General features: G+C 69.6%; 18 protein-coding genes and 2 rRNA genes. 4 read left to right on the top strand and 16 right to left on the bottom strand.

Going from position 1 to position 24321, the window contains the following annotated elements; all coding sequences use genetic code 11:
- Positions 1–51: 51 nt before the first annotated feature.
- The 3 genes from AC27IY_RS40320 to AC27IY_RS40310 form a co-directional block, all read right to left on the bottom strand.
- A 23S ribosomal RNA gene (locus AC27IY_RS40320) occupies positions 52–3159 on the bottom strand.
- Between the two features lie 309 nt (positions 3160–3468).
- A 16S ribosomal RNA gene (locus AC27IY_RS40315) occupies positions 3469–4991 on the bottom strand.
- Together the 16S and 23S rRNA genes form the textbook arrangement of a ribosomal RNA operon.
- A 516-nt stretch (positions 4992–5507) precedes the next feature.
- Complete coding sequence (locus AC27IY_RS40310) at positions 5508–5993, bottom strand: MarR family winged helix-turn-helix transcriptional regulator (protein WP_487181183.1); 486 nt, start codon at positions 5991–5993, stop codon at positions 5508–5510.
- Between the two features lie 102 nt (positions 5994–6095).
- Here AC27IY_RS40310 and AC27IY_RS40305 point away from each other — a divergent pair, with 102 nt between their 5' ends.
- Positions 6096–6500 carry a PPOX class F420-dependent oxidoreductase gene (locus tag AC27IY_RS40305; RefSeq protein WP_344218596.1) on the top strand — a complete coding sequence of 135 codons (405 nt, stop codon included), beginning with the start codon at positions 6096–6098 and terminating at the stop codon, positions 6498–6500.
- 291 nt (positions 6501–6791) lie between these two features.
- Positions 6792–8237: a glycosyltransferase family 39 protein gene (locus tag AC27IY_RS40300; protein WP_487181182.1), complete on the top strand. Its 1446-nt coding sequence runs from the start codon at positions 6792–6794 to the stop codon at positions 8235–8237.
- A 135-nt stretch (positions 8238–8372) separates the two neighbouring features.
- On the opposite strand, the gene tyrS is transcribed toward AC27IY_RS40300, so the two are convergent.
- Positions 8373–9638: a tyrosine--tRNA ligase gene (gene tyrS / locus AC27IY_RS40295; RefSeq protein WP_344218590.1), complete on the bottom strand. Its 1266-nt coding sequence runs from the start codon at positions 9636–9638 to the stop codon at positions 8373–8375.
- 92 nt (positions 9639–9730) lie between these two features.
- On the opposite strand from tyrS, the gene AC27IY_RS40290 reads away from it, so the two are divergent.
- Positions 9731–10132, top strand: a complete 402-nt coding sequence (locus AC27IY_RS40290; RefSeq protein ID WP_364445145.1) for a PH domain-containing protein — start codon at positions 9731–9733, stop codon at positions 10130–10132.
- Here the strand turns inward: AC27IY_RS40290 and AC27IY_RS40285 are convergent.
- The 8 genes from AC27IY_RS40285 to argC form a co-directional block, all read right to left on the bottom strand.
- Positions 10072–10764, bottom strand: a complete 693-nt coding sequence (locus tag AC27IY_RS40285; RefSeq protein ID WP_487181181.1) for a DNA-3-methyladenine glycosylase — start codon at positions 10762–10764, stop codon at positions 10072–10074. The genes AC27IY_RS40290 and AC27IY_RS40285 overlap by 61 nt on opposite strands.
- Complete coding sequence (gene argH / locus AC27IY_RS40280) at positions 10746–12167, bottom strand: argininosuccinate lyase (protein WP_344218584.1); 1422 nt, start codon at positions 12165–12167, stop codon at positions 10746–10748. Before argH ends, AC27IY_RS40285 begins: the two co-directional genes overlap by 19 nt.
- An 87-nt stretch (positions 12168–12254) precedes the next feature.
- Complete coding sequence (locus AC27IY_RS40275; RefSeq protein WP_449946435.1) at positions 12255–12749, bottom strand: arginine repressor; 495 nt, start codon at positions 12747–12749, stop codon at positions 12255–12257.
- A gap of 8 nt (positions 12750–12757) precedes the next feature.
- Positions 12758–13705 (bottom strand): ornithine carbamoyltransferase, encoded by a 948-nt coding sequence (gene argF / locus AC27IY_RS40270; protein WP_487181180.1) that lies wholly within the window; start codon positions 13703–13705, stop codon positions 12758–12760.
- Positions 13702–14868, bottom strand: a complete 1167-nt coding sequence (locus tag AC27IY_RS40265) for an acetylornithine transaminase (RefSeq protein WP_487181179.1) — start codon at positions 14866–14868, stop codon at positions 13702–13704. The genes argF and AC27IY_RS40265 overlap by 4 nt, the downstream gene beginning before the upstream one ends.
- Positions 14868–15740 carry an acetylglutamate kinase gene (argB, locus tag AC27IY_RS40260; RefSeq protein WP_344218577.1) on the bottom strand — a complete coding sequence of 291 codons (873 nt, stop codon included), beginning with the start codon at positions 15738–15740 and terminating at the stop codon, positions 14868–14870. The genes AC27IY_RS40265 and argB overlap by 1 nt, the downstream gene beginning before the upstream one ends.
- Positions 15737–16888 (bottom strand): bifunctional glutamate N-acetyltransferase/amino-acid acetyltransferase ArgJ, encoded by a 1152-nt coding sequence (gene argJ, locus AC27IY_RS40255; protein ID WP_423476364.1) that lies wholly within the window; start codon positions 16886–16888, stop codon positions 15737–15739. The genes argB and argJ overlap by 4 nt, the downstream gene beginning before the upstream one ends.
- Positions 16885–17907 carry an N-acetyl-gamma-glutamyl-phosphate reductase gene (gene argC, locus AC27IY_RS40250; RefSeq protein WP_344218573.1) on the bottom strand — a complete coding sequence of 341 codons (1023 nt, stop codon included), beginning with the start codon at positions 17905–17907 and terminating at the stop codon, positions 16885–16887. The genes argJ and argC overlap by 4 nt, the downstream gene beginning before the upstream one ends.
- A 140-nt stretch (positions 17908–18047) precedes the next feature.
- Here argC and AC27IY_RS40245 point away from each other — a divergent pair, with 140 nt between their 5' ends.
- A complete protein-coding gene (locus AC27IY_RS40245; protein WP_423476366.1) occupies positions 18048–18590 on the top strand; it encodes a hypothetical protein in 543 nt (180 codons plus the stop codon).
- Between the two features lie 49 nt (positions 18591–18639).
- Here AC27IY_RS40245 and AC27IY_RS40240 read toward each other — a convergent pair whose 3' ends face one another.
- The 4 genes from AC27IY_RS40240 to AC27IY_RS40225 all read right to left on the bottom strand — a co-directional run bounded on the left by AC27IY_RS40240 (position 18640) and on the right by AC27IY_RS40225 (position 24206).
- Positions 18640–20700, bottom strand: coding sequence for a bifunctional aldolase/short-chain dehydrogenase (locus AC27IY_RS40240; protein WP_423476367.1), 2061 nt, complete (start codon positions 20698–20700; stop codon positions 18640–18642).
- 7 nt (positions 20701–20707) lie between these two features.
- The gene (rhaI, locus tag AC27IY_RS40235; protein WP_344218567.1) at positions 20708–21859 is read right to left on the bottom strand and encodes an L-rhamnose isomerase; all 1152 of its coding nucleotides are present in this window, start codon (positions 21857–21859) and stop codon (positions 20708–20710) included.
- A 10-nt stretch (positions 21860–21869) separates the two neighbouring features.
- Entirely contained in the window at positions 21870–22187 is a 318-nt protein-coding gene (locus tag AC27IY_RS40230; RefSeq protein ID WP_344218565.1) for an L-rhamnose mutarotase, read from the bottom strand.
- A gap of 63 nt (positions 22188–22250) precedes the next feature.
- Positions 22251–24206 (bottom strand): beta-galactosidase, encoded by a 1956-nt coding sequence (locus AC27IY_RS40225; protein ID WP_487181178.1) that lies wholly within the window; start codon positions 24204–24206, stop codon positions 22251–22253.
- Positions 24207–24321 lie beyond the last annotated feature (115 nt).

Below are 24321 nucleotides of genomic sequence, written 5' to 3'. Positions count from 1 at the left end.
TCAGAATTGCCTAGTGGACGCGAGCAAAAACTTAGAAAGTAAGTATGCTTTGAGGTCAAGTCCTCGGCCTATTAGTACCGGTCAGCTCCACACGTTACCGCGCTTCCACCTCCGGCCTATCAACCCGGTCGTCTACCGGGAGCCTTACCCACTCTCGTGGTGGGAGACCTCATCTCAAGGCGAGCTTCCCGCTTAGATGCTTTCAGCGGTTATCCCTTCCGAACGTAGCCAACCAGCCGTGCACCTGGCGATACAACTGGCACACCAGAGGTTCGTCCGTCCCGGTCCTCTCGTACTAGGGACAGCCCCTTTCAAGTCTCCTGCGCGCGCAGCGGATAGGGACCGAACTGTCTCGCGACGTTCTAAACCCAGCTCGCGTACCGCTTTAATGGGCGAACAGCCCAACCCTTGGGACCTACTCCAGCCCCAGGATGCGACGAGCCGACATCGAGGTGCCAAACCATCCCGTCGATATGGACTCTTGGGGAAGATCAGCCTGTTATCCCCGGGGTACCTTTTAGCCGTTGAGCGACACCGCTTCCACACGCCGATGCCGGATCACTAGTCCCAGCTTTCGCTCCTGCTCGACCCGTCAGTCTCACAGTCAAGCTCCCTTGTGCACTTACACTCAACACCTGATTGCCAACCAGGCTGAGGGAACCTTTGGGCGCCTCCGTTACCCTTTAGGAGGCAACCGCCCCAGTTAAACTACCCACCAGACACTGTCCCCGATCCGGATCACGGACCAGAGTTAGACGTTCAAAACGACCAGAGTGGTATTTCACCAATGACTCCACCCGAACTAGCGTCCGAGCTTCCCAGTCTCCCACCTATCCTACACAAGACGCTCCAAACGCCAATGTCAAGCTGTAGTGAAGGTCCCGGGGTCTTTCCGTCCTGCTGCGCGAAACGAGCATCTTTACTCGTAGTGCAATTTCGCCGGGTCTGTGGTTGAGACAGCGGGGAAGTCGTTACGCCATTCGTGCAGGTCGGAACTTACCCGACAAGGAATTTCGCTACCTTAGGATGGTTATAGTTACCACCGCCGTTTACCGGCGCTTAAGTTCTCACCTTCGCCAACTTACGCTGACTAAGCGGTCCCCTTAACGTTCCGGCACCGGGCAGGCGTCAGTCCGTATACATCGTCTTACGACTTCGCACGGACCTGTGTTTTTAGTAAACAGTCGCTTCCCCCTGGCCACTGCGACCCCCACCAGCTCCGAGTGCAAGACTCATCACCAGCAGAGGTCCCCCTTCTCCCGAAGTTACGGGGGCAATTTGCCGAGTTCCTTAACCACAGTTCACCCGATCGCCTTAGTATTCTCTACCTGACCACCTGAGTCGGTTTAGGGTACGGGCCGCCACAACACTCACTAGAGGCTTTTCTCGGCAGCATAGGATCATCCACTTCACCACAATCGGCTCGGCATCACATCTCACCCTGCATGTGTTGCGGATTTGCCTACAACACGGGCTACATGCTTACCCCAGGACAACCATCGCCTGGGCTGGACTACCTTCCTGCGTCACCCCATCGCTTACCTACTACCCGATCGGACCGAGCGTTCAGCCTGACACCCGCCCCGAAGGGCCGGCCGACTTAAGGACTCTTAGCATCACGAGGTTCAGTATGGGCGCATTGAAGCGGGTACGGGAATATCAACCCGTTGTCCATCGACTACGCCTGTCGGCCTCGCCTTAGGTCCCGACTTACCCTGGGCGGATTAGCCTGCCCCAGGAACCCTTGGTCATCCGGCGCGAGGGTTTCTCACCCTCGATTCGCTACTCATGCCTGCATTCTCACTCGCACAGCCTCCACGACTAGATCACTCTGCCGCTTCACCGGCTGCACGACGCTCCCCTACCCATCAACCCTCGCAAGGAGGATCAATGCCACGACTTCGGCGGTGTGCTTGAGCCCCGCTACATTGTCGGCGCAGAATCACTTGACCAGTGAGCTATTACGCACTCTTTCAAGGGTGGCTGCTTCTAAGCCAACCTCCTGGTTGTCTCTGCGACTCCACATCCTTTCCCACTTAGCACACGCTTAGGGGCCTTAGTCGGTGATCTGGGCTGTTTCCCTCTCGACTACGAACCTTATCGCCCGCAGTCTCACTGCCACGCTCTCACTTACCGGCATTCGGAGTTTGGCTGACGTCAGTAACCTTGTCGGGCCCATCGGCCATCCAGTGCTCTACCTCCGGCAAGAAACACGCGACGCTGCACCTAAATGCATTTCGGGGAGAACCAGCTATCACGGAGTTTGATTGGCCTTTCACCCCTACACACAGATCATCCCCCAGGTTTTCAACCCTGGTGGGTTCGGTCCTCCACCCAGTCTTACCTGAGCTTCAACCTGCCCATGCGTAGATCACTCCGCTTCGGGTCTACAGCATGCGACTCAAACGCCCTCTTCAGACTCGCTTTCGCTACGGCTCCCCCACACGGGTTAACCTCGCCACACACCATAACTCGCAGGCTCATTCTTCAAAAGGCACGCAGTCACATCACAGCCGATCCGAAGACCAGCTAAGCTCCTACGGCTTGTAGGCACACGGTTTCAGGTACTATTTCACGACCCCTCACCGGGGCACTTTTCACCTTTCCCTCACGGTACTCGTGCACTATCGGTCATCAGGGAGTATTTAGGCTTACCAGGTGGTCCTGGCAGATTCACACAGGATTTCTCGGGCCCCGTGCTACTTGGGATCCCCTCCAGAAGCCTTCAAGGTTTCGTCTACCCGGCTCTCACGGTCTACGGCAGCCCTTCCCAGAGCTTTCAACTACCCCAAAGGTTTATAACTTCTCGAAGCGGCGGCAGCCACTTCAGGAGGGTCCCACGACCCCGGACATGCAACGCCTGCCGGCTATCACACACGCCCGGTTTAGCCTCATCCGCTTTCGCTCACCACTACTCACGGAATCACTCTTGTTTTCTCTTCCTACGGGTACTGAGATGTTTCACTTCCCCGCGTTACCACCAACCGCCCTATACATTCAGGCGGAGGCAACACCACATGACTGGTGCTAGGTTTCCCCATTCGGACATCCCCGGATCAACGTCTGGTTGGCGACTCCCCGAGGCTTAACGCAGCCTCCCACGTCCTTCATCGGCTCCTGATGCCAAGGCATCCACCGTGTGCCCTTAAAAACTTGGCCACAAAGATGCTCGCGTCCACTATGCAAATCTCAAACAACAAACAGCAACCACCTCCCAGCCCGACAAGCGAGCTGTTCAGTGGCCCTGTGTCCGAAGAAGACGAGCACAACGTGCCCGTTCCTTCAGGACCCAACAGTGTGTCCGACCAGCCCCGGCCTTCTCGACGCCCGTTCCCACTCCCAACTCCCCGAAAGGAGATGGGCGGTACTAGCACGCAGACGACCAGACCTGATCGAGTAGCCAGTGCTCCACTAGTGAGCTGTCACCCCACCACACGTTCGGTGGTGACGGGTGAGAGTGCTCCTTAGAAAGGAGGTGATCCAGCCGCACCTTCCGGTACGGCTACCTTGTTACGACTTCGTCCCAATCGCCAGCCCCACCTTCGACCGCTCCCCCCAGCAAGCTGGTTGGGCCACGGGCTTCGGGTGTTGCCGACTTTCGTGACGTGACGGGCGGTGTGTACAAGGCCCGGGAACGTATTCACCGCAGCATTGCTGATCTGCGATTACTAGCGACTCCGACTTCATGGGGTCGAGTTGCAGACCCCAATCCGAACTGAGACCGGCTTTTAGGGATTCGCTCCACCTCACGGTATCGCAACCCTCTGTACCGGCCATTGTAGCATGTTTGCAGCCCAAGACATAAGGGGCATGATGACTTGACGTCATCCCCACCTTCCTCCGAGTTGACCCCGGCAGTCCCCCATGAGTCCCCAACCACCCGAAGGTGTTGCTGGCAACATGGAGCAAGGGTTGCGCTCGTTGCGGGACTTAACCCAACATCTCACGACACGAGCTGACGACAGCCATGCACCACCTGTCACCCAGCCCAAAAGGGAAGCCCCATCTCTGAGGCGGTCCGGGTGATGTCAAACCTTGGTAAGGTTCTTCGCGTTGCGTCGAATTAAGCAACATGCTCCGCCGCTTGTGCGGGCCCCCGTCAATTCCTTTGAGTTTTAGCCTTGCGGCCGTACTCCCCAGGCGGGGCGCTTAATGCGTTAGCTCCGGCACGGAACCCGTGGAAGGGTCCCACACCTAGCGCCCAACGTTTACAGCGTGGACTACCAGGGTATCTAATCCTGTTCGCTCCCCACGCTTTCGCTCCTCAGCGTCAGGTAAGGCCCAGCAAGCCGCCTTCGCCACCGGTGTTCCTCCTGATATCTGCGCATTTCACCGCTACACCAGGAATTCCACTTGCCCCTACCTACCTCTAGCCGGCCCGTATCCACCGCAGACCCGCAGTTAAGCTGCGGGCTTTCACGGCAGACGCGACCAGCCACCTACGAGCTCTTTACGCCCAATAATTCCGGACAACGCTTGCGCCCTACGTATTACCGCGGCTGCTGGCACGTAGTTAGCCGGCGCTTCTTCTGCAGGTACACGTCAACTTCGTCCCTGCTGAAAGAGGTTTACAACCCGAAGGCCGTCATCCCCCACGCGGCGTCGCTGCGTCAGGCTTCCGCCCATTGCGCAATATTCCCCACTGCTGCCTCCCGTAGGAGTCTGGGCCGTGTCTCAGTCCCAGTGTGGCCGGTCGCCCTCTCAGGCCGGCTACCCGTCGTCGCCTTGGTAGGCCACTACCCCACCAACAAGCTGATAGGCCGCGAGCCCATCCCCGACCGAAAAACTTTCCACCACCATCCGATGCCGGAGGCGGTCATATCCGGTATTAGACCCAGTTTCCCGGGCTTATCCCAGAGTCAGGGGCAGGTTGCTCACGTGTTACTCACCCGTTCGCCGCTCGAGTACCCCGAAGGGCCTTTCCGCTCGACTTGCATGTGTTAAGCACGCCGCCAGCGTTCGTCCTGAGCCAGGATCAAACTCTCCAAACAATGTCTGCGTAATACAGCTTGTCCGGATGAATCATCCAAGCAAGAATCCGTCAAAAATGACGGGGTCATACATGTGTGATGCACATGCACTGGCTTTTAACACACTGTTGAGTTCTCAAGAAACGGACGCGAACTTCCTCGACCAGATCCGTTCGGATCTCGCCTCGGAGGCGCTATCTCGTCTTCCGCAATCTTAGCAGTTCGCCCGATTCTGTGTCAAATCCGGAGACTTGACGACAGTCGAGGTGAACTGCCTAGTATTGCGCGCCCCGTTTCCGGGGCAACCCTCTCAACTTACCGTGACATCCACAGCTTGTCGAATCAACCGGTTTTCGGCTGCTTCGGCGCGCCCTGGAGGTCTCGGACCACGAGCATGCCGTAGCAGCTCTGCCGAGTGGCTCGTATTCGAGGGGCTTGCCCGGGGCCCGTCCGCCTGATCGGCGTCCGGCTCACTCCCGCGGCGAGGTCAAACATTAAGTGGCGATTCGCGACTCGTCAAATCGCCGGGCCCTGCGGTCACAGGTCCGCCGCGGCGCGGGCGATGGCAGTGCCGCAGCGTTCCAGGAGTTTCCGCAGCGTGGCGCGTTCCTCGGCGGTGAACTCGTCGGCGAGCGCGCGCTCGATCCGCACGGCTCGGGCGTCCGCCGTCGCGAGAGCGTCGCGGCCGGACTCCGTGAGGCGGGTCTCCAGGACGTTGCGGTGCCAAGGGTGGGGTGAACGCTCGACGAGGCCGCGCTCCTCCAGGTTCTTGAGTACGACGGTCATCGCCTGTGGGGTCACCAGGCAGGTGCGCGCGAGCGCCGCACCGGAGATGCCGGGATTGTCGGCGAGCGCGAACAGGGCGGCGTACTGGGGAACCGTGAGTCCGGCCGGGCGTACGGCGAGCTGCTTGGCGGTGATCAGAGCTTGCTCGGCTCGCTTGATGTCCATGCCGAGCCGTTCGCCCGGGGGCAGGCCCTTGGCCGGCTCCTCGGCAGGTTGCTCGTCTCTGTGTGACGCCATGAAGGGGATCGTACAAGGACGGATATGCATTCCAGGTTTGATGGTCGTCAAGGTTTTGATAAGTTGCCGTCGGCCGAAGTGACGATGGAAAGGATGGATGAGATGGGCGGAGAGAAGCGGGCGGTCGTTGTTCCGGAGAGTCATCTCGACCTGCTGGAGCGGCCGTTGTTCGCGCATCTGGCGACCCTCGGGGACGGCCGGCCCCACGTGAACCCGGTGTGGACGGTGTGGGACGGGGAGTTCCTGCGCTTCACGACGACGACGGACCGGCGCAAGCATCGGAACGTGGTGGAGGATCCGCGGGTGGCGGTCTCGATCAACGATCCTGAGCGGCCCTATCGGTATCTGGAGATCCGCGGCGTGGTCGAGCGGATCGAGCCGGATCCGTCGGGCGACTTCTTCGACGTGCTGGCGAGGCGGTACGGCCTGGAGTACGAGCGGCCGGTCGGTGACGCCGAGCGGCGGGTGGTGATCGTGGTGAGGCCGACGCATACCACCAGCCAGTAGGCGGGCCGGCGCCGGCGGCGGCGGAGTCCGGGGGTCGCGACGCGACCGCCTTCCGCGGACGCGAAAGCAGTGGCTCGGTTCTCGTCGAGGGGCGGCGGGTCCCAGCCGGGTGGCGGGAGCCGAGGGGTTGCCGCCGCACCGCCCTCGCCCACGCGCCGCCCTCGCCCACGCGCCGCCGCCGCCCACCGCCGCCGCCCACCGCCGCCGCCCACCGCCGCCTTCATCCTGGCAGGGGGCGCAGGGTCGGCGGGATGGGCGATCAGCCCGTGCGGGGCCGCGTATCCTGCCCCGGTGACCACTGCCGCCACCCTCGCACCCCCGGCCCGCCACGTCACCGCCCCCCGCGCGTGGAGCCCCTGGTGGATGGCGTTGCTCGCCGCCGCCGCGGCGTTCTCGGGCACGGGCTCCGCCACGCTGAACGGCGACGAGCTCGCCACGCTCAGCGCCGCACGGCGTTCGCTCGCGGGCATGTGGGAGCTGGCACTCAACATCGACGGTCATTTCCTGCCGTACTACCTGTTCATGCACTTCTGGACGATGGCCGGCACCGCGGAGCTGTGGCTGCGGCTGCCGTCGGCGCTGGCGATCGGCGTGGCGGCGTGGCTGCTGACGGATCTGGGCCGGCGGCTGAGCTCGGTCCGGGCGGGGGTGTTCGCGGCGGTGATCTTCGCGGTCCTGCCGTCCGTCTCCTACTTCGGGGCTTTCGCCAGGTCGTACGCGTTCGCGGCGGCCGCGGCGGTGCTGTCCTTCTGGGCGCTGCACCGGGCGCTCGAACGGCCGGCGGCGGCCAGGCGGTGGGTGCTGTACGGGGTGGCGGTCGCGCTGGTGTGCTCGACGCACCTGTTCGCGGTCCTCGTGCTGCCCGCGCAGCTCGCGCTGGCCCGGCGCGGGACCGTGGTGCGCATGCTGGGCGCGCTCGCGGTGGGCGGTCTCCCGGCCGTGGCGCTGGGGCTGATCGGGTTCGGGGAGCGGCACGCGATCAGCTGGATCCCGCAGCGCGGGCCGGAGGTGTGGCTGAAGTTCCCGAAGATGGCGGCGGGCACGAACGCGTTCGGGGTGGTGCTGTTCGCGGTCGCGGTGGCTGGGGCGGTCCACCTGTACGCGCGGCGGGGCGAGCGGCCGTGGGCCCTGGCGCTGGCGGGGTGGCTGGTGCTGCCGCCGCTGCTCCTGCTCGCGGTCTCGCACCTGGTGACGCCGGTGTACGTGGACCGCTACCTGTTCGTGACCGCGCCCGCGCTGGCGCTGCTCGCGGGCCTGGCGGTGGCGGCGATCCCCCGGTTCGCGGTGGCGGCGGCCGTGGCGGTCGTCGTGCTCGGGTGCGTGCTGTCGTTCCCCGACCATGTGGACGTCCGTGAGGAGAACGGGCGTTTCGAGAACATCCCGTGGGCGTTGCGGGTGATCAGGGCCGAGCGGGACGACGCGATCGTGTACGGCCAGAGCCAGCTGCGCACGGGCTTCGACTACTACGCCGACTCGCTCATGCCGGTGGACGTGCTCCGCTCCGGGGACGAGCCCTCCCCCACCGGGTTCGGCTATCCCGAGCGGGCGGACGTGGCCGCGGCGCTCGACGGGCGCGAGCGGGTGTGGGTGGTCTGGCGCGGCAGCAAGCAGTCGGGGCTGGAGGGGGACGCCGTGCCGCGGGTGGCGGAGGTCGAGCGGGCGGGGTTCGAGCTGAAGCTGGCCAAGCACTCGGCTGAGCTGCCGGGGCTCACGGTGGCGTTGTTCACCCGCGAATAGCCGCGGTCAGCCGCCCGGGCACTCGCGACCCGGCCGCGGTCAGCCGCCCGGGCACCCACGACCCGCTGCGGACTACGTGAAAGCGGGCCCCTCCGCGGATGGAGGGGCCCGCTTCTTCGTCCGCGGTCGTCGTGGTCAGCCGACCTCGACGCCGCCGATCGACTTCTTGCCGCGCCGCAGCACCATGAACCGCCCGTGCAGCAGGTCCTCGGCCCCCGGCACGTACGCCTCGTCAGTGATCTTGACGTTGTTGAGGTAGGCCCCGCCCTCCTTGACCGCCCGCCGGGCGGCCGACTTGGACTCGACCAGGCCGCTGTCGGCCAGCAGGTCGACGAAGGACGCGCCGAGCGCGGGCACCACGGCCTTCGGCACCTCGGCCAGCGCCGCGCCGAGCGTGGAGGCGGGCAGCTCCTCCAGCGTGCCCTGGCCGAACAGCGCCTTGGAGGCGGCCACGACGGCGTCCAGCTCCTGCTTGCCGTGCAGCAGCTCGGTGAGCTCCTCGGCCAGCGCCCGCTGCGCCTCGCGGGCGAAGGGCCGCTCGGCGACGGCCTTCTCCAGCGCCTCGATCTCCTCGCGGCCGCGGAAGGTGAACACCTTGAGGTAGTGGATCACGTCGCGGTCGTCGGAGTTGAGGAAGTACTGGTAGAAGGCGTACGGCGAGGTCATCTCGGGGTCGAGCCAGAGCGCGCCGCCGGCGGTCTTGCCGAACTTGGTGCCGTCGGACTTGGTGATCAGCGGCAGGGTCATGGCGTGCACGTGGGCGCCTTCGATGCGGCGTACGAGGTCGACGCCCGCGGTGATGTTGCCCCACTGGTCGCTGCCGCCGATCTGCAGCGCGCAACCGTAGCGGCGGTGCAGCTCCAGGTAGTCGTTGGCCTGGAGGATCTGGTAGCTGAACTCGGTGTAGCTGAGCCCTTCGCCGGCCAGCCGGGCCGAGACGGACTCGCGGGCCAGCATGCGGTTGACCGGGAAGTGCTTGCCGATGTCGCGCAGGAAGCCGATCGCGCTCATCTCGCCGGTCCAGTCGAGGTTGCTCACCATGAGAGCGGCGTTGGACGGCGCGTCGAAGTCGAGGAAGCGGCCGACCTGGCCGCGCAGGCGCTCCACCCACTCCGCCACGGTCTCGGTCGCGTTGAGTGAGCGCTCGCTGTTGCGCCCGCTCGGGTCGCCGATGAGGCCGGTGGCGCCGCCGACCAGGCCGATCGGGCGGTGCCCGGCGAGCTGCAGCCGGCGCAGGGTGAGCAGCGGCACGAAGTGACCGACGTGCAGGGAGGGGGCGGTCGGGTCGAACCCGGCATAGACCGTGATCGGACCCTCGGCCATGGACGCGCGCAGGGCGTCGAGGTCGGTGGACTGCGCGATCAGGCCCCGCCAGGCGAGGTCATCGAGAATGTCGGTCACGGTGCGGGCTTTCCAGGAGAGTGAGACGGGTCGGATGAGTACAGCGTGCCCGATCGGCCGGGTAGCCCGCCACTTGGATACGCTCTGTGCCCATGTGGAGGGTCCGTCGCGAGCTGGCCGTTTTCAAGATCTTAGGGGCTCTCGCGTGCGCGGGTCTCGCCGTCTACTGGTGGATCGGCGGCGATCACCGCGGCGTGATCCTGGCCGTCCCTGGGGCGGTGCTCCTCGGCGGCATGGGGCTGCGGGACCTGCTGGTGCCGGTGCGGCTGGCGGCCGACGAGAGCGGGATCACGGTGGTGCACGGGTTCGCGGGACACCGGCACGTGCCCTGGGACGAGATCCGGGACGTCACGGTGGACGTACGCAGGCGCTGGGGCCGGCGCAGCGAGATGCTGGAGATCGACACCGGCGACCACCTGCACCTCTTCAGCCCTCACGAGCTGGGCGCCTCTCCGACGGAGGTGGCGGCGGCGCTGCGCCGGCGCGGCACGTGAGCCCGGTAGGGCGACACGGTCGGGTCGCCGTCGATCCAGAACCGCCACGGCACCTCCTTGGCGGTGGAGATCCCGGTGCGCGGCCCGGCTTTGACGAGCCCGGGTGCGGGCGGACGGCCTTCGAGCACGGCGGCCGACTCGTGGGGCCGCCCGGCGGGTGAGCCCTCCAGCACGGCGTCGAGGCCGTTGTGCTCGCGGGCCAGGCCGAGGGCGACGGCGAGCCGTGCGGGACCCCGGGCGAGGTCGCGGTCGGGCGGCGGCTTGCCGCGCGAGGAGCGGCGGACGCGGGCGACGCCCACGCCGTCCAGCACCTCGCCGGCCCGCAGCAGCACCGCCGAGCCCGATCCCTCGGGCAGGCAGACGAGGTTGGCGCAGAAGTGCATGCCGTAGGTGAAGTAGACGTACAGGTGGCCGGGCGGGCCGAACATGACCGCGTTGCGCGGCGTCCTGCCGCGGTAGGTGTGCGCGGCGGGGTCCTCGCCGGGGCCGCCGTACGCCTCGACCTCGGTGAGGCGCACGGCGACGGGCCCGTGCACGAGGACGCGCCCGAGCAGGTCGGGCGCGACCTCGTGGGAGGGCCGGTCGAAGAAGCTCCGCGGCAGCGGCGCGGGGCTCAGCTCTGCGCCGCCCATGCCGCCTGCGCGTCGACCGCCTCGCGCAGCGCGACGAGCTGGTCGCGTACGCGGTCGGGAGCGGTGCCGCCGTGCGCCTTGCGGGCGGCGAGCGCGCCGGGCACGCTGAGCACGTCGCGCACGTCGGGGGTGAGGTGCGACGAGACCTTGAGCAGCTCGTCGTCGCTGAGCTCGCCGAGGTCCTTGTCGTTGACCTGGCACCACACGACCAGGTGGCCGACGGCCTCGTGCGCCTCGCGGAACGGCACGCCGCGCCGCACCAGCAGCTCGGCGAGGTCGGTGGCGAGGGCGAACCCGTCGGGGGCCGAGGCCTCCATGCGGGCGGTGTTGACCCGCATCGTGGCGACCAGCCCGGCCATGGCGGGCAGGACCAGCAGCAGGGTGTCGACGGCGTCGAACACCGGCTCCTTGTCCTCCTGCAGGTCGCGGTTGTAGGTCAGCGGCAGGCCCTTGAGCGTGGTCAGCAGCGACATGAGATTGCCGATGAGCCGGCCGGACTTGCCGCGGGCCAGCTCGGCCACGTCGGGGTTCTTCTTCTGCGGCATGATCGACGAGCCGGTGGAGTAGGCGTCGTCCATCTCGATCCAGCGGAACTCCTGCGAGGCCCACAGGACGATCTCCTCGCCCAGCCGCGACAGGTGCACGCCGATCATGGCCGCGTCGAACAGGAACTCGGCGGCGAAGTCGCGGTCGGCGACGGCGTCCATCGAGTTGGGCGCGGCGGCGGCGAAGCCCAGCTCCTCGGCCACGGCCTGCGGGTCGAGCGGCAGCGACGAGCCGGCCAGCGCGCCGGAGCCGAGCGGCGAGACCGCGGCCCGCTTGTCCCAGTCGGTGAGCCGGTCGACGTCGCGGGCGAAGGCGTGCACGTGCGCCAGGAGCTGGTGGCCGAACGACACCGGCTGCGCGTGCTGCAGGTGGGTCATGCCGGGCGCGGCGGTCTCGGCGTGCTGCTCGGCCTGGGCCATGAGCGCCGTCTCCAGCTCGACCACCCGGGAGACGACCATGCGGACGTGGTCGCGGAGGTAGAGGCGCAGGTCGGTGGCGATCTGGTCGTTGCGCGAGCGGCCGGCGCGCAGCTTGCCGCCGAGCGAGCCGAGCCGTTCCAGCAGGCCGCGCTCCAGCGCGGTGTGCACGTCCTCGTCGGCCACCGTCGGCCGGAACTCGCCCTCCTTGCAGGCGCGGTCCAGGTCGTCGAGGGCGCCGATCATGCGCCCGAGCTCCTCGTCGCTCAGCAGCCCCGCCCTGTGCAGCACCCGCGCGTGCGCCCTGGACGCCGCCAGGTCGTACGGCACGAGCCGCCAGTCGAAGTGCACGCTCACCGACAGCCGGGCCAGCGCGTCGGACGGGCCGCTCTCGAAGCGTCCGCCCCACAGCCGCATCGGCTTGCCTTCACTCACCGTCATCTCCTTCGTGTCCCCCGCGACCATAGTGCACGTCGGCCCCCGTTCGCGTCACGGGCGGCGCGATCTTCAGCGGGGCTTCTTCCGTTTTCAGCCGCGCCGGTCGGCGACCTTCAGCAGCGCCTCGGCGACCGCCTGCCCGCCCTGCGGGTCGCGGGTGATGACGAGGATCGTGTCGTCGCCCGCGACGGTGCCGAGGATGGACTCCCAGTCGGCGTGGTCGATGGCGGAGGACATGAACTGCGCCGCGCCGGGAGGCGTCTTCACGACGACCAGGTTGGCCGAGGCCTCGGCGCTGACCAGCAGCTCCTCCGCCACGCGCTGGAGGCGGGCGGAGGGGGGCTCGCCGGCCCCGACCCGGGCGACCGGGATGCGGGCGCCGCCCTCGCCGGGCAGCGCGTAGATCAGCGAGCCGTCCTCGGCGCGCAGCTTGAGCGCGCCGAGCTCGTCCAGGTCGCGGGAGAGCGTGGCCTGGGTGACCTCGACGCCGCCGTCGGCGAGCAGCTTGGCGAGCTCCGGCTGGGAGCGCACCACCTGCCGCCGCAGCAGGTCGGTGATCCGCGCCTGCCGGGCCGCCTTGGTCATCGGGATGGTCACGGCCTGGTCACCAGCCAGTGGAGCAGCGCCTTCTGGGCGTGCAGGCGGTTCTCGGCCTGGTCCCACACGACGCTGCGCGGGCCTTCGAGCACGTCCTCGGTGATCTCGTAGCCGCGGTAGGCGGGCAGGCAGTGCAGCACGATCGCCTCGGGGGCGGCGCGCGCCACCAGCGCGGCGTCCACCTGGTACGGCATGAGCGCGGCCACCCGCTCCTCCTTGCCGCTCTGGCCCATCGACACCCACGTGTCGGTGGCGAGCACGTGCGCGCCCTCGGCGGCGGCGGCCGGGTCGGCGACGACGCTCACCGATCCGCCGGTCCGCTCGGCGACGGCCGCGGCCCGGTCGAGCACGGCCGGGTCGGGCAGGTAGCCGTCGGGGGCCGCGACGCGTACGTGCATGCCGGCGGTGGCGCCGCCGAGCAGGTAGGAGTGGGCCATGTTGTTGGCGCCGTCGCCGGTGTAGGCGAGCGTCAGGCCGGCGGTGCGGCCGAGGTGCTCGCGCACGGTCTGCAGGTCGGCGAGGATCTGGCAGGGGTGGTACTCGTCGGTGAGCGCGTTCACCACCGGGACGCGGGAGTGGGCGGCCATCTCCTCGATGAGCTCCTGGCCGTTGGTACGCCAGACGATCGCGGCGACCTGCCGGTCGAGCACGCGGGCGAGGTCCTTGGCGGGCTCGCCGCGGCCCATGAGCGCCCCGACGTTGTCCACGACGAGCGGCAGGCCGCCGAGCTCGCCGATGCCGGTGTGGAAGGAGACGCGGGTGCGGGCCGAAGGCTTGTCGAACAGGACGGCGACGCTGCGCGGGCCCTCGAAGGGGCGGTAGCCGAAGCGGTCCTTCTTCATGGCCTCGGCCAGGTCGAGCACCTCCGCCTGCTCGGCGGGCGAGAGGTCGTCGTCCTTGAGGAAGTGCCGGACGCTCGCGGAGTCCTGGCTCTGGCTGCTCACTTCGACGCCTCTTCCACGATCGCGGGGAACGCCGTCACGAAGGCGTCCACCTCCTCTGCCGTCACCACCAGCGGGGGCGCGATGCGCACCGCGTCCGGCTGGAGCGCGTTGACCAGGAACCCGGCCTTGGCCGCCGCCTCCTGGAACTGCGCCGAGCGCGGCTCGCGCAGCACGGCGGCCAGCCACAGGCCGCGCCCGCGCACGCCCTTCAGCAGCGGGTGGCGTACCGACTCCAGGCCGGCGCGCAGCCGGGCGGAGACCTCGCGCACGTGGGCGAGGTCGACGTTGTCGAGCACCGCCAGCGCGGCGGCGCAGGAGACCGGGTTGCCGCCGAAGGTCGAGCCGTGGTCGCCCTTGCCGAACAGCCCGCCGATCTCGCCGAAGCCGACGCAGGCGCCGATCGGCAGGCCGCCGCCGAGCCCCTTGGCCAGGGTGAGGATGTCGGGGGTGACGCCGTCGGCCTGGTGGGCGAACCAGTGGCCGGTGCGGCCGATGGCCGACTGGATCTCGTCGGCGACCAGCAGCGCGCCGGTGGAGTCGCAGATCTCGCGGGCCGCCTCGAAGTAGCCGTCGGGGGGCGGGACCACGCCGGCCTCGCCCTGCGTGGGCTCCAGGAAGACCGCGATGCAGTCGCCGGTCACGGCCTCCTTGAGCGCGTCGGCGTCGCCGTAGGGGACGAAGCGCACGTCCACGGGGAACGGGCCGAACGGCTCGCGGATGGCCGGCTTGCCGGTCAGCGACAGCGCGCCGATGGTGCGGCCGTGGAAGCCGTTCTCGGCGGCGACGAAGTAGGAGCGGCCCTCGCGGCGGCCGTACTTGAGCGCCAGCTTGTACGCCGCCTCGTTGGCCTCGGTGCCGGAGTTGGCGAAGAAGATCCGCGCGGGGGCGTTGAGCAGGCCGCGCAGCCGCTCGGCGAGCAGCACCTCGGGCTCGTGCAGGAACAGGTTGCTGGTGTGCGCGATGGCCGAGACCTGCCGGGTGACGGCCTCGACCAGGGCCGGGTGGGCGTGGCCGAGCGAGCTGGTGGCGATGCCGGCGATGAAGTCGAGGTATTCCCTGCCGTCGACGTCCCACACGCGGCTGCCCTCGCCGCGGGCCAGGGCGACCGGCGGGACGCCGTAGTTGGGCATGAAGGCGTCTTCGAACCTCTTGAACAGGCTCATCAGGGCATCACCATCGTTCCGATTCCTTCATTGGTGAAGATCTCCAGCAGCAGGGAGTGCGGCACCCGGCCGTCGAGGACGTGGGCGCGCGGCACCCCGCCCTGCACGGCCGTCAGGCACGCCTCCATCTTGGGCACCATGCCGCTGGACAGCGTGGGCATGAGGGTCTCCAGCTCGTCGGCCGCGAGCTGGTCGATCACGTCGGTGTCGTCGGGCCAGTTGGCGTACAGGCCCTCGACGTCGGTGAGCACGATCAGCTTCTGCGCCTGGAGCGCGACGGCCAGCGCGGCGGCGGCCGTGTCGGCGTTGACGTTGTAGACCTCGCCGTCGTCGCCGCGGGCGACGCTGGAGATCACGGGGATGCGGCCGTCGGCGATGAGGGCGCGTACCGCTCCAGGGTCGACCTTGATGATCTCGCCGACCTGGCCGATGTCGACCAGCTCGCCGTCCACCACGGCGTGCTTGCGCACGGCGGTGAACAGGTGGGCGTCCTCGCCCGACAGGCCGACGGCGAACGGGCCGTGCCGGTTGATGAGGCCGACGATGTCGCGGTTGACCTGGCCGACCAGGACCATCCGCACCACCTGCATGGCCTCGGGCGTGGTGACCCGCAGGCCGGCGGTGAAGGTGGAGGCGATACCGAGCCGGTCGAGCGCGCTGCTGATCTGCGGGCCGCCGCCGTGCACGACGACCGGGCGCAGGCCGGCGTGCTGGAGGAAGACGACGTCCTCGGCGAAACCGGCCTTCAGCCCCTCGTCGGTCATGGCGTTGCCGCCGTACTTGATGACGACGGTCGCGCCGTGGAAGCGGGTGAGCCAGGGCAGCGCCTCGATGAGCGTGCCCGCCTTCGTCTCGGCCGCGCTGCGCCTCATGAGCTGTACGCCGAGTTCTCGTGGACGTAGTCCGCGGTCAGGTCGGTCGTGTGGACGGTCGCGGTGTGCGGGCCCGCCGACAGGTCGACGGTGATCGTGACGTCCCTCGGGCGCATGTCCACCTTGGAGCGGTCGTCGCCGACCGCGCCGCCGCGGCAGATCCAGATGCCGTTGATGGCGACGTTGAGCCGGTCGGGCTCGAAGACGGCGTCGGTGGTGCCGACGGCGGCGAGCACGCGGCCCCAGTTGGGGTCCTCGCCGTGGACGGCGCACTTGAGCAGGTTGGAACGGGCGACCGCGCGGCCCACCGTGACAGCGTCGGACTCGGAGGCGGCGCCGACGACCTCGATGGCGATGGCCTTGGAGGCGCCCTCGGCGTCCACGAGGAGCTGGCGGGCCAGGTCGGCGCAGACCTCGTAGACCTTCTGCTCGAACTCGGCGAGGTCGGGCTTCACGCCGGCGGCGCCGCTGGCCAGCAGCAGCACGGTGTCGTTGGTGGACATGCAGCCGTCGGTGTCGAGCCGGTCGAAGGTGCGGGAGGTGGCCTTGCGCAGCGCGGCGTCGAGCTCGTCGCTGGTGAGGTCGGCGTCGGTGGTGATCACGCAGAGCATGGTGGCGAGGGCGGGGGCGAGCATGCCCGCGCCCTTGGCCATGCCGCCCACCATGTAGCCGGCGGCCCGCTTGAAGGAGATCTTGCTGACCGTGTCGGTGGTGCGGATGGCGTCGGCCGCGGCCAGGCCGCCGTCGCGGGAGAGCTGGCCCGCGGCGGTCTCGACGCCGGACAGCAGCTCGTCCATGGGCAGCCGCTCGCCGATGAGGCCGGTGGAGCAGACGGCGATCTCCCCGGCGGAGTCCTGCAGCGCCTCGGCGACCTTCTCGGCGGTGGCGTGGGTGTCCTGGAAACCCTCGGGGCCCGTGCAGGCGTTGGCGCCGCCGGAGTTGAGCACCACCGCCCGCAGCCGGCCGCCCGCGAGGACCTGCTGCGACCACAGGACGGGGGCGGCCTTCACGCGGTTGGCGGTGAAGACGCCCGCGGCGGCGCGGCTGGGCCCGTCGTTGACGACGAGGGCGAGGTCGCGGGCGCCGCCGGGCTTGATGCCCGCGGCGACGCCGGCCGCTCGAAATCCAAGTGGAGCAGTAACGCTCACGGTGCGACTCCTGTCAGGGGAAGGCCGAGCTCTTCCGGCAGGCCGAGGGCGAGGTTGACGCTCTGGATCGCGCCCCCGGCGGTGCCCTTGGTGAGGTTGTCGATGGCGATGACGGCGACCACGCGGCCGGCGCGTTCGTCGAGCGTCACCTGGAGGGCGGCGGTGTTGGCGCCGTAGGTCATGGAGGTGGCCGGCCAGACGCCGTCGGGCAGCAGGTGGACGAACGGCTCGTCCTTCAGCGCCACCTCGTACGCCGAGCGCAGCGCCTGCCGGGTGAGGCCGGGCGCGGCGGGGGCGGTGCAGGTGGCGAGGATGCCGCGGCTCATGGGGGCCAGCGTGGGGGTGAAGGAGACGCGCACCGGCGTGCCGGCGACGGCCGACAGGCCCTGCTCCATCTCGGGGGTGTGGCGGTGGACGCCGCCGACGCCGTACGCGCTGACCGACCCCATGACCTCGCTGCCGAGCAGGTGCGCCTTCGGGGCCTTGCCCGCGCCGCTGGCCCCGCTGGCGGCGACCACGACGACGTCGGGGCCGGCCAGGCCGGCGGCGAAGGCGGGGAAGAGGGCGAGCAGGACGGAGGTCGGGTAGCAGCCGGGCACCGCGACGCGCCGCGCGCCGCGCAGCCTCTCCCGCTGTCCGGGCAGCTCGGGCAGGCCGTAGGGCCAGGTGCCCGCGTGCTCGCCGCCGTAGAACTCCTGCCAGGCGGCGGGGTCGGCGAGCCGGTGGTCGGCGCCGCAGTCGACGACCACGGTGTCCTCGCCGAGCTGGGCGGCGACGGCGGCCGAGTGGCCGTGCGGCAGGGCCAGGAAGACGACGTCGTGGCCGGCGAGCGTGGCGGCGCTGGTCTCCTCGATGACCCGGTCGGCCAGCTGCGGCAGGTGGGGCTGGTGGGCGCCGAGGCGGGCGCCGGCGCTGGAGGCGGCGGTGAGCGCGCCGATCTCGAACTCGGGATGGCCGAGCAGGAGGCGCAGCAGCTCTCCGCCCGCGTAGCCGCTGGCTCCCGCTATCGCCGCTCTCATTCTCGCCCCTCCTGCATATTCATGCATCATAGCTCATGACCTTGCTTGTGAGAATGATGCACGTCGCGGCGGGGATGCGCAAGCCGCCCTTCCCAGCCGGATGCAGGTGAACACCAAGTGGCGGCCTGAATGATGAGCTTATGAGCGATTTCTTGTCCGATGTGCCCTTCGTCACACCGCAGCCGGGGCCGGGGCGGGACCCGGGGCGGTGGGGCCGGGCCGTGCTCGTGCTGCTCTGGCTGGCGGTCTGCCTGCTGCCGATGTGGCTGGCCGTCGGGGACCTGGAACTCGCGACCGGGCGCGTCGGCACGCCGGGGACGCTGCGCGTGATCTCGTGCGAGGACCTGGGCGAGGGCCGCTACGACTGCGACGGGCAGTTCACTCCGGACGGCGGGGGCGCGCCGGTGCCGGTGGACGCCTCGCCGGACTCCTCGGCGGGCGACGTGCTGCGGGCGCAGCTCACGCCGGAGGGCGACCGGGCGGCCCCGGCGGGGACGAAGGGGGTGCTGGCGGCGCTGGCGCTGCCGTCGGTCGGGTTCGGCGGGCTGGGCTTCCTGCCGTACGTGCTCATGTACTGGGCCGGGGCGCGGCGCGGGCGGCGGGCCGCCGTGATCGGCGGGTGGCTGGTCACGGCCGCGGGCACCGCGGGGATGCTGGTCGGGGTGGTCGCGGCCTACGCGTGAGAAGCCGGGGTCCCCCGCCGGCCCGGGAGCCGGCGGGGGACCCGCGCGCTCAGCGCAGGAACGCGGCGGCCACGCCCGCGTCCACCGGCACGTGCAGGCCGGTGGTGTGGGAGAGGTCGCTCGCGGCCAGCACGAAGACGGCGGCGGCCACGTGCTCGGGCAGCACCTCGCGCTTGAGCAGGGTGCGCTGGGCGTAGAACTCGCCGAGCCGCTCCTCCTCCACGCCGTACACCTTGGCCCGGTTGGCGCCCCAGCCGGAGGCGAAGATGCCGGAGCCGCGGACCACGCCGTCGGGGTTGACGCCGTTGACCCGGATGCCGTGCTCGCCCAGCTCGGCCGCGAGCAGCCGCACCTGGTGGGCCTGGTCGGCCTTGGCCGCGCCGTAGGCGACGTTGTTCGGGCCGGCGAAGACGGCGTTCTTGGAGGAGATGTAGACGATGTCGCCGCCCATCGCCTGGTCGATCATGACCCTGGCGGTCTCCCGCGCGACCAGGAACGAGCCGCGCGCCATGACGTCGTGCTGCAGGTCCCAGTCGGCGAGGCTGGTCTCCAGCAGCGAGCGCGACAGCGACAGGCCGGCGTTGTTGACCACCAGGTCCACGCCGCCGAAGGCGAGCACGGCGGCCCGTACGGCGGCGGCGATCTGCTCCTCGGAGGTGACGTCCACGCCGACGGCCACGGCCACGTCGGAGGGGCGGTAGGCGTTCGCGCCGATCTCGGCCGCCACCTTCTCGGCCGCGCCGAGGTCGCGGTCGGCGACCACGACGCAGGCGCCCTCGGCGGCGAGGCGGCGGGCGGTGGCCGCGCCGATGCCCGAGCCGCCGCCGGTGACCAGCGCCACCCGGGTGGCGAGCGGCTTCGGCTTCGGCAGGCGGCGCAGCTTGGCCTCCTCCAGCTCCCAGTACTCGATGCGGAACTTCTCCGACTCGGGGATGGGGGCGTAGGAGGAGACGGACTCGGCGCCGCGCATGACGTTGATGGCGTTGACGTAGAACTCGCCTGCCACGCGGGCGGTCTGCTTGTCCTTGCCGAAGGAGAACATGCCGACGCCCGGCACCAGCACGATCGCCGGGTCCGCGCCGCGCATCGCCGGCGAGCCCGGCTCGGCGTGCCGCTCGTAGTAGGCGGTGTAGTCGGCGCGGTAGGCGGCGTGCAGCTCGCGCAGCCGCTCGGCCGCCCGCTCCAGGGGCGCGTCCGGCGGCAGGTCGAGCACCAGCGGCGCGACCTTGGTCCGCAGGAAGTGGTCGGGGCAGGACGTGCCGAGCGCGGCGAGGCGCGGGTGCTCGGCCCGGGCGACGAAGTCCAGCACCTCGGGCGTGTCGGTGTAGTGGCCGACCACGCGCACGTCGGTGGAGGCCAGGCCGCGCACGATCGGGAACAGCGCGGCGGCGCGCGCGTGCCGCTCGGCCTCGGGCAGCGGCTCGTGCACGACCGGGCCGAAGGGGTCGGGGCGGCCGTGCTCGGCGAGGTACGCCTCCGCGGTGCGGATGATCTCCAGGGATCGGCTCTCGCACTCCTCGGAGGTCTCGCCCCAGGCGGTGATGCCGTGGCCGCCCAGGATGCAGCCGATGGCCTGCGGGTTGGCCGCCCTGATCGCGGCGATGTCCAGGCCGAGCTGGAAACCGGGCCGCCGCCAGGGCACCCACACCACGCGCTCGCCGAAGATCCGCCGGGTCAGCTCCTCACCGTCGGCGGCGGTGGCGACGGCGATGCCGGCGTCCGGGTGCAGGTGGTCGACGTGGCCGGCCTCGACCAGGCCGTGCATGGCGGTGTCGATGGACGGCGCGGCTCCTCCCCTGCCGTGCAGGCAGTAGTCGAAGGCGGCGACCATCTCGTCCTCGCGCTCGACGCCGGGGTAGACGTCCTTGAGCGCGCGCAGCCGGTCCAGGCGCAGCACGGCGAGGCCGGACTCCTTGAGCGTGCCGAGGTCGCCGCCGGAGCCCTTGACCCACAGCAGCTCGACGTCCTCGCCGGTGACCGGGTCGGGCGCGAGGCCCTTGGCGGAGGTGTTGCCGCCGGCGAAGTTGGTGTTGCGGGGGTCGGCTCCGAGGCGGTGCGAGCGTTCCAGCAGCTCGTTGACGGTGTCGGTGGGCGTGTTCTTGTCAGACATGATCTCGTCAGGCTCCCCAGCCCGCCTGCTGACCGCCGACGCGCTCGGCGGCGATCTTCTCGAAGTAACCGGACCCGGCGTAGGCGGCCATCGGGTCGGGGGCGAGGCCCATCTCCTCGCGCAGCTCCGCGAGCAGCGGGCGCACGTCCGTGTTGTAGGCGTCCATGAGGACGGCGTTGGAGCCGAGCACGTCACCGGCGGCCTGCGCGGCGGCGAGGGCGTCCTGGTCCACGAGCAGCGCCTTGGCGGTGGCCTCCTGGACGTTCATGACCGAGCGGATCTGGCCCGGGATCTTGGGCTCGATGTTGTGGCACTGGTCGAGCATGAACGCGACCTCGTCGGTGAGCCCGCCGCCCCTGATGACCTCGTACATGATGCGGAAGAGCTGGAACGGGTCGGCCGCGCCGACCATCAGGTCGTCGTCGGCGTAGAAGCGGGAGTTGAAGTCGAACCCGCCGAGCTTGCCCTCGCGCAGCAGGAAGGCGACGATGAACTCGATGTTGGTGCCCGGCGCGTGGTGGCCGGTGTCCACGACGACCTGGGCCTTCGGGCCGAGCTTGACGCAGTGGGCGTAGGCGGTGCCCCAGTCGGGCACGTCGGTGGCGTAGAAGGCGGGCTCGAACAGCTTGTACTCCAGCAGGAAGCGCTGGCCGTCGCCGAGCCGGTCGTAGACCTCGGCCAGCGACTCGGCCAGGCGGTCCTGGCGGGCGCGCAGGTCGTCCTGGCCCGGGTAGTTGATGCCGTCGGAGAACCACAGCTTGAGCGTGTCGCTGCCGGTGGCGTCCATGATGTCGACGCATTCGAGCAGGTGGTCGGTGGCCTTGCGGCGGACCCGGGGGTCGGGGTTGGTGACGCTGCCCAGCTTGTAGTCGTCGTCCTGGAAGACGTTGGAGTTGATGGCGCCGATGGCGACGCCCAGCTCGCGGGCGTGGCGGGCCAGGTCGGCGTAGTCGTCCACCTTGTCCCACGGGATGTGCAGGGCCACGGTGGGCGCGATGCCCGTGTAGGCGTGGACCTGGGCGGCGTCGGCGAGCTTCTCGTACGGATCGCGCGGCACGCCCTGCTGCGCGAAGACCTTGAAGCGGGTGCCGCTGTTGCCGTACGCCCAGGACGGCGTCTCGATGCGCTGCGACCGCAGCGCGGCCTTGATGTCAGTCATAGCTCCCCGATCAATCCAGGTGGAACACTTCGGTCAGCGGCGTCATGCCCTCGTCGGGACGCCCGTCGAGATCCTCGAAGAACGGCGCCATCTCGGCCTGCCAGCGGGCGTTGACCTCGGTCTCGGCCATGGCCTTCTTGGCGGCCTCGAAGTCGTCGGTCTCCAGGTAGCCCACGAGCAGGCCGTCGTCGCGGAGGAAGAGCGAGTAGTTGTGCCAGCCGGTGCGTGACAGCGCCTCTCGCATCTCCGGCCAGACGTCCTGGTGGCGTTCGCGGTACTCCGCCAGCCGCTCTGGGCGGACCTTCAGGAGGAAGCAGACCCGTTGCACTGGCACTCCCTTCAAAACGTTTTAATCCTTCGGGCAGGAAACTATGGTTCCCGCTCCACGCTGTCAATGCGTCCCCTGCTCCCCGCCCGGCTCCTCGGGCAGGATCAGCACGTCGCCGGCGGGCACGGTGACCCGGACGCCGGCGGGCGTCGTCACCTCGGCGTCCGCGCCGGTGTGGTTGATCGCGAACAGGAACGCGCGGCCGTCCTCACGGGTCCGGCGCACGACCTCGACGCCCGGCGGGGCCGTGGCGGCCGGGCGCACGCCGGCCTCGGCGCAGACCGCCGCGAGGACGCGGGCCAGCGTCGCGTCGTCCAGGCGGGTGGTCAGGTAGTGGGCCGCGCCGCCGCCCTGCTCGTGGCGGGTCCAGGCGGGCTCGCCGGTCGCGTACGCGTCCAGCACCTTGGCCCCGGTGACGTGGGCCAGCTCGCTCCAGACCGTCCCGGTGCCGCCGGACTCCAGCGCGATCGGCCCCTCCAGCGGGAAGAACTCCTCGACGCTCACCCCCAGCAGCTCCCGCCAGGCGCCCGGGTAGCCGCCGAGGCGGACCCGGTCGTGCTCGTCCACGATCCCGCTGTACGGCCCGACCAGCGTCACGCCGCCCGCCCGGGTGAAGTCCGCCAGGCCGGCCGCCCCCGCGTCGCTCACCAGGTAGAGCATGGGGACCAGGACCAGCCGGTAGCCGCTCAGGTCGCCCTCGGGGTGGGCCAGGTCGCAGGTGATCCCCGCCCGCCACAGCGCGGCGTGCCAGCGCTTGGCCTCCTCGACCGGGTCCAGCTCGGAGGTCGGCTGGGCGGGGTGGTCCTGCGCCCAGACGCTCGCGTGGTCGAGCAGGATCGCGACCTCGGCCGTCACCCGGCTGCCCGGCACGCCGTCCAGCGCGGCGAGCTCGGCCCCGAGCGCCTTGACCTCGCGGAAGATCTTGGTGTCGGGGCCGGCGTGCGGCAGCATCGCCGAGTGCCACTTCTCGGCCCCGGCGCGGGAGGCCCGCCACTGGAAGAACATGATCCCGTCCGCGCCCCTGGCCAGGTGCTGCAGGGAGTTGCGGCGCAGCTCGCCGGGCGCCTTGGCGAGGTTGCGCGGCTGCCAGTTGACGGCGCTGGTGGAGTGCTCCATCAGCAGCCAGGGCCGGCCGCCGTTCAGCGAGCGGGCGTAGTCGGCGGCGAAGGCCAGGTCGACGTGCGGCTCGGCGCGCGCCCCGATCAGGTAGTGGTCGGTGGAGACCACGTCGACCTCGGCGGCGAAGGCCCAGCAGTCCATGTCCCAGTGGGCGCCGGCCATGAGGTTCGTGGTGGCGGGGACGTCGGGGGTGACGGACTTCAGCAGGTCGCGCTCGGCGGTGTAGAGCTCCACCAGGGCGTCGGAGCTGAAGCGGCGGAAGTCGAGCTGCTGGCCGGGGTTGGTGAAGCTGGGGGTGGCGCGGGGCGGCAGGATCTGCGCCCAGTCGCCGTAGCGCTGGGACCAGAAGGCGGTGCCCCAGGCGTCGTTGAGCGCGTCGAGCGAGCCGTAGCGGGCGCGCAGCCAGGCGCGGAAGGCCTCCGCCGAGGTGTCGCAGTAGCAGCGGGCGTTGTGGCAGCCGTACTCGTTGTGCACGTGCCAGAGCGCCAGCGCCGGATGGCCGGCGTAGCGGGTGGCGACCCGCTCGGCGATGCGCAGGGCGCGGTCGCGGTAGATCGGTGAGCTGGGGCAGAAGCCCTGCCTGCTGCCGTGGTGGAGGCGGCGGCCGTCGGCGTCGACCGGCAGCGCCTCGGGGTAGGAGGCGCCGAACCACGGCGGCGGCGAGGCGGTGGGGGTGGCCAGGCCGGCGCGGATGCCGTGGGCGGCCAGCAGGTCCATGGCCCGGTCGAGCCAGCCGAAGTCGAACACCCCCTCGGCGGGTTCCAGCACGGACCAGGAGAAGATCCCGAGGCTGACCTGGTTGACGCCGGCCTCGCGCATGAGCGCGACGTCCTGCTGCCACGTCTCCTCGGGCCACTGCTCGGGATTCCAGTCGCCGCCGTAGGCGATGACATCCGGCATGAGCCTGCCTTTCGTCCTTGGAGTTCACCGGGGATTAAAACGTTCCTGGGCATCGTGGCACAAGGGCGGGCGCGCCTCGCGCGGCTGTCGGTGCTGCTCGGCGGGCGGGAAACGG

This window comes from Nonomuraea sp. B208 (genome assembly GCF_057536035.1).
Note: the sequence above shows the minus strand (reverse complement) of the source record. Positions and strands in the feature narration are given on the sequence as shown.